Here is a 420-nt window from a genome sequence, read left to right on the forward strand (position 1 = left end):
GCCGAGAACGTCGAGGCCCGGCCGCTCGCCGTGAGAACCTTCTTGATCGCCATGAAGGCTTGGGCCAGGTCTACGGCGCCAGCGTCGAACTCAAGGCGCCCTTTGCTAATGACGCTCTTGGCCTTCAGCACGAGACGCGTTTTCAGCTCGACGGAGTAGTGGTAACTCTTGGCGCCGGGGTAGAACTTGGTCACGAGCTGGTAAACGCCCTGCCCGATACCCGTCGTGTCGATGCCGATGTGCTGCACGTTGTAGTGCAGCGTCACTTTGCGTATCGCCTCGGCCTGGGCCTCGAAGTCGAGGCCCTTGAACTGCTGGCGGTGCAGCACGCGGAATTTGCCGCCGGGAGAGCTGGGCGGCGCCAGCACCACGAGCGCGGCGGAATCGCCTGTGTGCGAAGGGTCGTAGCCCACCCACACC

1 pseudogene is annotated in these 420 nt (G+C 64.0%); it reads right to left on the bottom strand.

Going from position 1 to position 420, the window contains the following annotated elements:
- Positions 1–420 (bottom strand): annotated as a pseudogene (locus tag GVL03_RS20890) (oxidoreductase); the annotation flags it as partial.

The organism is Microbacterium sp. 18062, from assembly GCF_902706225.1.
Lineage (GTDB): Bacteria > Actinomycetota > Actinomycetes > Actinomycetales > Microbacteriaceae > Microbacterium.